The organism is Micromonospora sp. NPDC049274 (genome assembly GCF_040678875.1).
Taxonomy (GTDB): Bacteria; Actinomycetota; Actinomycetes; order Mycobacteriales; family Micromonosporaceae; genus Micromonospora.
On record NZ_JBFAQS010000021.1, the window covers coordinates 125,946 to 132,888 of the forward strand.

The 6,943-nt window shown below is 70.0% G+C and carries 3 protein-coding genes; all 3 read left to right on the plus strand.

Features of this window, described 5'->3' with window-relative positions:
• Positions 1-166: 166 nt before the first annotated feature.
• The 3 genes from uvrA (at position 167) to uvrC (ending at position 5,903) form a co-directional block, all read left to right on the plus strand.
• The gene (uvrA, locus tag AB0K10_RS29455; RefSeq protein ID WP_363688850.1) at positions 167-3,112 is read left to right on the plus strand and encodes an excinuclease ABC subunit UvrA; all 2,946 of its coding nucleotides are present in this window, start codon (positions 167-169) and stop codon (positions 3,110-3,112) included.
• A 151-nt stretch (positions 3,113-3,263) separates the two neighbouring features.
• Positions 3,264-3,746 (plus strand): Rieske (2Fe-2S) protein, encoded by a 483-nt coding sequence (locus AB0K10_RS29460; protein ID WP_363688852.1) that lies wholly within the window; start codon positions 3,264-3,266, stop codon positions 3,744-3,746.
• A 168-nt stretch (positions 3,747-3,914) separates the two neighbouring features.
• Complete coding sequence (gene uvrC, locus AB0K10_RS29465) at positions 3,915-5,903, plus strand: excinuclease ABC subunit UvrC (protein ID WP_363688854.1); 1,989 nt, start codon at positions 3,915-3,917, stop codon at positions 5,901-5,903.
• Positions 5,904-6,943 lie beyond the last annotated feature (1,040 nt).

Below are 6,943 nucleotides of genomic sequence, written 5' to 3' on the forward strand. Positions count from 1 at the left end.
CGGCGCGGCCGACCGGGCTGAGCTGGGGGAATGTGCGGGCGGGGGAAACTGTCATACCTCGGGGCTAGAGTTGCCGAGGCGTGTTTTCCGCGCCCGCACGACCGCTCGTATTCACCCAGAGCGGGACAGATCCTTCGCTTCGTCTTCTCCCGGGAGTACACGCACTGTGGCCGACCGACTGATCATCCGTGGCGCGCGCGAGCACAACCTGCGTGACGTCAGTCTCGACCTGCCCCGGGACGCTCTCATCGTGTTCACCGGGCTGTCCGGGTCGGGCAAGTCGAGCCTGGCCTTCGACACGATCTTCGCCGAGGGGCAGCGACGGTACGTGGAGTCGCTCTCGTCGTACGCCCGGCAGTTCCTCGGCCAGATGGACAAGCCCGACGTCGACTTCATCGAGGGGCTGAGCCCGGCCGTCTCGATCGACCAGAAGTCCACCTCGCGCAACCCGCGCTCGACCGTGGGCACCATCACCGAGGTCTACGACTACCTGCGGCTGCTCTATGCCCGCATCGGCGAGCCGCACTGCCCGGTCTGCGGCGAGCGGATCTCCCGGCAGAGCCCGCAGCAGATCGTCGACCGGGTCCTCGCGATGGCCGAGGGCACCAAGTTCATGGTGCTCGCGCCGGTGATCCGCGGCCGTAAGGGCGAGTACGTCGACCTCTTCGCCGAGCTGCAGGCCAAGGGCTACGCCCGGGCCCGCGTCGACGGCGTGGTGCACCCGCTGACCGAGCCGCCGAAGCTCAAGAAGCAGGAGAAGCACACCATCGAGGTGGTGATCGACCGGCTCACCGTCAAGCCGAGCGCCAAGCAGCGGCTGACCGACTCGGTCGAGGCGGCGCTGGGCCTGTCCAGTGGGCTGGTGCTGCTCGACTTCGTCGACCTGCCGGAGGACGACCCGGACCGGGAGCGCCGCTACTCCGAGCACCTGGCGTGCCCCAACGACCACCCCCTCGCCATCGAAGATCTCGAGCCGCGGGTCTTCTCCTTCAACGCACCGTACGGCGCCTGCCCGGAGTGCACAGGCCTGGGCACCAAGAAGGAGGTCGACCCGGAGCTGCTGGTCCCGGACCCGGAGCGCAGCCTGCGCGAGGGCGCCATCCAGCCCTGGTCCACCGGGCACAACCTGGAATACTTCCTGCGCCTGCTGGAGGCGCTCGGCGAGGCCCAGCACTTCGACGTCGACACCCCGTGGCGGGCGCTGCCGGCGCGGGCGCAGAAGACGATCCTGCACGGCTCCGACGACCAGGTGCACGTGCGCTACCGCAACAAGTACGGTCGCGAGCGCTCCTACTACACCGGCTTCGAGGGCGTGGTGCAGTGGATCGAGCGCCGGCACTCCGACACCGAGTCCGAGTGGTCCCGCGACAAGTACGAGGGCTACATGCGCGACGTGCCGTGCGCGGCGTGCGGCGGCGCCCGGCTCAAGCCCGAGGTGCTCGCGGTCACCCTCGCCGGCAAGAGCATCGCCGAGGTTTGCAACCTGTCCGTGGGGGAGTGCGCCGACCTGCTCGCCGGCATCGAGCTGACCGACCGGCAGAAGATGATCGCCGAGCGCGTCCTCAAGGAGATCAACGCCCGGCTGCGGTTCCTGCTCGACGTCGGCCTGGACTACCTCTCGCTGGACCGGCCGGCTGGCACGCTGTCCGGCGGCGAGGCGCAGCGCATCCGGCTGGCCACCCAGATCGGCTCCGGTCTGGTGGGCGTGCTCTACGTGCTCGACGAGCCGTCGATCGGCCTGCACCAGCGCGACAACCACCGGCTGATCGAGACTCTGATCCGGCTGCGCGGCCTGGGCAACACGCTGATCGTGGTGGAGCACGACGAGGACACCATCCGTGTCGCCGACTGGATCGTCGACATCGGGCCCGGCGCCGGCGAGCACGGCGGCAAGATCGTGCACAGCGGCTCGGTGCCGGCGCTGCTGAAGAACAAGGAGTCGATCACCGGGGCGTACCTGTCCGGGAAGCGGTCGATCCCGACGCCGGCGAGCCGCCGGCCGCAGGATCCGGCCCGCGAGCTGGTGGTGCACGGCGCGCGTGAGCACAACCTGCGCAATCTGACTGTCTCGTTCCCGCTGGGCCAGCTCATCGCGGTCACCGGGGTCAGCGGCTCCGGCAAGTCGACGCTTGTCAACGACATCCTCTACGCGGTGCTGGCCAACCAGATCAACGGCGCTCGGCTGGTGCCCGGCCGGCACACCCGGGTCTCCGGTCTGGAGCACGTGGACAAGGTCGTCGGTGTCGACCAGTCGCCGATCGGCCGTACGCCGCGTTCCAACCCGGCCACCTACACAGGTGTCTGGGACCACGTCCGCAAGCTCTTCGCCGAGACCACCGAGGCCAAGGTCCGGGGGTACGGGCCGGGCCGGTTCTCGTTCAACGTCAAGGGCGGCCGCTGCGAGGCGTGCTCCGGCGACGGCACCATCAAGATCGAGATGAACTTCCTGCCCGACGTGTACGTCCCCTGCGAGGTCTGCAAGGGCGCCCGGTACAACAGGGAGACGCTGGAGGTGCACTACAAGGGCAAGACCGTCTCGGACGTGCTGGAGATGCCGATCGAGGAGGCCGCCGAGTTCTTCTCCGCCATCCCGGCCATCCACCGGCACCTCAAGACCCTCGTCGACGTCGGCCTGGGCTACGTTCGCCTCGGGCAGCCCGCGCCGACCCTCTCCGGTGGTGAGGCGCAGCGGGTCAAGCTCGCTTCCGAGCTGCAGAAGCGCTCCACCGGGCGGACTGTCTACGTGCTCGACGAGCCGACCACCGGCCTGCACTTCGAGGACATCCGCAAGCTGCTGATGGTGCTGGAGGGCCTGGTCGACAAGGGCAACACGGTGATCACCATCGAGCACAACCTCGACGTGATCAAGACGGCCGACTGGCTGATCGACATGGGCCCGGAGGGCGGCCACCGGGGCGGCATGGTGCTCGCCACCGGCACCCCTGAGGAGGTCGCCGAGGTGGCCGAGAGCCACACCGGCGAGTTCCTGCGCCAGGTGCTCAAGCTCGACGGTGAGGCCAAGGGCGCGGCGGCGGCCACCACCCGCGCCGCCAAGGCCAACGGCGTCACCAAGACGCGGGCCAGCCGCAAGGTGCCGGCCGGCGCACGCTGACCACGATCTCTGCGGGGCGGGGCGATTGCTGCCCCGCCCCGCCCCATTTCCCGGGTCGGACGGATGCCGCGATGAACCATCCGGCACAGTTGCCCGTGTGGAAAAGTGTGTCGGCTTCTGACCGGCGCAGCGGGCGAGAGAGAGGCGAGGCATGAGTGACGATCAGGCGCTGACCGGTCCGGGTACGCAGACACGTCGTACCCTGCTCACCGGCGTCGGGGCAGTCGGCGCGGCTGTCGTCCTGGCTGCCTGCGGCAGTGACGACGGCGGCGGCAGCGGCGGTCCCACGAGTGGTGGCCCCGCGGTGCCCAGCACCGGCGACGCCGGCGGCGGCGACCGGCAGAACGCCCAGTCGCTGGCCACCACCGCCGACATCCCGGTCGGCGGCGGCAAGGTCCTCGCCGCCGAGGGCGTGGTGATCACCCAGCCCGCGGCCGGTCAGTTCAAGGGCTTCAGCCCCATCTGTACGCATCAGAACTGCCCCGTGACGAACGTCGACGGCGGCACCATCAACTGCACCTGCCACGGCAGCAAGTTCTCGATCGAGGACGGCTCGGTGAAGGCCGGGCCGGCCACCAAGCCGCTGCCACCCAAGGAGATCAAGGTGACGGGCGACCAGATCTCCCTGGCCTGACGCGAACCGCTCGACGGCTCTCGACGGCTTGATCCGCTCGACGGCTTGATCGACTCGTGTTCCGGGAAGTCGGGGTGTCCGCAGCCCGCCGACACCCCGCCTTCCCGGAAGCCGAGTGGATCAAGCGCTTGCGGTGGGGTGTCGGGGGTGCGGACTAGGCTTGTCGGCGTGGCTGACCCCTCGACCTACCGACCCGCACCCGGCACCATCCCGGAGTCACCGGGGGTCTACCGCTTCCGCGATGGCACCGGCCGGGTGATCTACGTCGGCAAGGCGAAGAACCTGCGCAGCCGGCTCAACTCCTACTTCGGCGACGTCTGGAACCTGCACGAGCGCACCCGGCAGATGGTCACCACCGCCGAGTCGGTGGACTGGATCACCGTCGGCACCGAGGTCGAGGCGCTCCAGCAGGAGTTCACCTGGATCAAGCAGTACGACCCCCGGTTCAACGTCCGCTACCGCGACGACAAGTCGTACCCCTATCTCGCCGTCACCCTCGACGAGGAATATCCGCGGTTGCAGGTGATGCGCGGCGCGAAGCGCAAGGGTGTGCGCTACTTCGGTCCGTACTCGCACGCCTGGGCCATCCGGGAGACCCTGGACCTGCTGCTGCGGGTGTTCCCCGCACGCACCTGCTCGGCCGGCGTGTTCAAGCGCGCCGGCCAGGTCGGTCGTCCGTGCCTGCTGGGCTACATCGGCAAGTGCTCGGCGCCGTGCGTCGGCACCGTCTCCGCCGACGAGCACCGTGCCATCGTCGACGGCTTCTGTGACTTCATGGCCGGACGCACCGACACGATGGTCCGCAAGATCGAGCGCGAGATGACCGAGGCGAGCGAGCAGCTGGAGTTCGAGCGCGCCGCCCGCCTGCGTGACGACGTGGCCGCCCTGCGCCGGGCCATGGAGAAGCAGACCGTCGTGCTCGGCGACGGCACCGACGCCGACGTGGTCGCGTTCGCCGACGACCCGCTCGAGGCGGCCGTACAGGTCTTCCACGTCCGCGACGGCCGGGTCCGCGGCCAGCGCGGCTGGGTCGTGGAGAAGACCGAGGACCTGAGCACCGGGGACCTCGTGCACCACTTCTGCACCCAGGTGTACGGCGGCGAGCACGGCGAGGCCGACGTGCCCCGCGAACTGCTGGTGCCCGAGTTGCCCGCCGACGCCGACGCGCTGGCCGAGTGGCTCAGCAACCACCGGGGCAGTCGGGTGTCGCTGCGCGTGCCGCAGCGCGGCGACAAGCGCTCGCTGATGGAGACGGTGGAGCGCAACGCCAAAGACGCGTTGGCCCGGCACAAGCTCAAGCGGTCCGGTGACCTGACCACCCGCGGCAAGGCGCTGGACGAGATCAGCGAGGCGCTCGACATGCGTACCTCACCGCTGCGCATCGAGTGCTTCGACATCTCCCAGATCCAGGGCACCGACGTGGTCGCCAGCATGGTCGTCTTCGAGGACGGGCTGCCCCGCAAGAGCGAGTACCGGCGGTTCATCGTCCGGGGCGCCACCGACGACCTGTCTGCCATGTCCGAGGTGCTGCGCCGCCGCTTCGCCCGCTACCTCGACGCTCGGGCTGAGACGGGCGAGGTGGGCGTGGAGTCGGCGGACGACCCGACTGCGCCCGGAGGCGCCACGGATCCGCAGGTAGGCATCCTGGTCGACCCCACCACCGGCCGGCCGCGCAAATTCGCGTACCCGCCCCAACTGGTGGTCGTCGACGGCGGCGCCCCGCAGGTCGCGGCGGCCGCCCAGGCCCTCGCCGACCTGGGCATCGACGACGTCGCGCTGTGCGGCCTCGCCAAACGCCTGGAGGAGGTCTGGCTCCCCGACGACGAGTTCCCGGTCATCCTGCCGCGCACCTCGGAGGGTCTCTACCTGCTGCAACGCGTCCGCGACGAGGCGCACCGCTTCGCCATCACGTTCCACCGCCAGCGTCGCTCGAAGCGGATGACCGAGTCCGCGCTGGACAATGTCCCCGGCCTGGGCGAGGTCCGCCGCAAGGCACTGCTACGGCACTTCGGCTCGCTGAAGCGACTCTCCACGGCGACCGTCGAAGAGATCACCGAGGTGCCCGGGGTGGGTCGACGCACCGCCGAGGCGATCCTGGCCGCCCTCGACAAGGGCACCAAAACCGACGAGAGCACCGAGGCGAGCCCCAGCACCTGAGTTGCACGGTGCGGACCATCCCGCCGCGGTCGGCGAGCGCCTGCCGCCTTCTCGCCCGGCTGGGACGGCCGGTCAGGTCACACTGCTCGCCTGCTCGCCTGCTCGCCTGCTCGCCTGCTCGCCTGCTCGCCTGCTCGCCTGCTCGCCTGCTCGCCTGCTCGCCTGCTCGCCTGCTCGCCTGCCCGAGTGATCCGGGTGAGGCTTGATCAACACGACATCACCGATGTCGGGGTCTCCCGGCATCCCGGACACCGCGATATCGCCGATCCCGTGTTGATCACTGCCTCACGCTCGTCCCGGAGGGCCGCTGCGGGGCTCGTCTGGGCGTAATGTCCGGTCTGGGATGCCGGCAGGGTGTGACCGGCTGCGTGCGTGGTCCGAAATCGTGGCCGCCCGGCATCGTTGCGCACCCTCAAGTCGATGATCCACTCGGGTTTCATGAAGTCGCGGTGTCCAACGCGCCCGGACACCCCGGTTTCAGGGAACCCGAGTCGATCACCCCGGCCGGGGCCGGATGCCCGTTTTTGGCTGGGCGGTTTGGGTGGTTTGGGAGTCGCCGTCCCGTGGCCGCCGGCACCCGGGCGGCGGAATCGTGGGCCCGACGGGGTCGTTATACCTGGCAGACGCCGCGACTTCCGGGCCGCGGGGCACGGCAGCCGCCGGGAACACCCGACCGGCGGCCATGGTTACATCCCCGCACGGCCGAGCACCACTGGCCTGCCCTGCGTGGCAGCCGCCGGGAACACCCGACCGGCCGCCACGGTTACACCCCCGCACGGCCGAGCAGCACCACCGGCCGGCCCGTGCGGCAGCCGCCGGGAACACCCGACCGGCCGCCGCGGTTACACCCCCCGGACACCCGAGCAGGCCAGAGCCGCCGGGTAGATCCCCCCTGAGACTTCCGCCCGGCACACACCCCCCGCGATTTTCGTGTGCCGGCGCGTATCCCCCGATGCAGAGGAGCACGCCATCATGCGTACCGATCTGATCCGTCAGACCGCTCTGACCGCTGCCGGCCTCGCCTTCACCGCAGGCGCCAT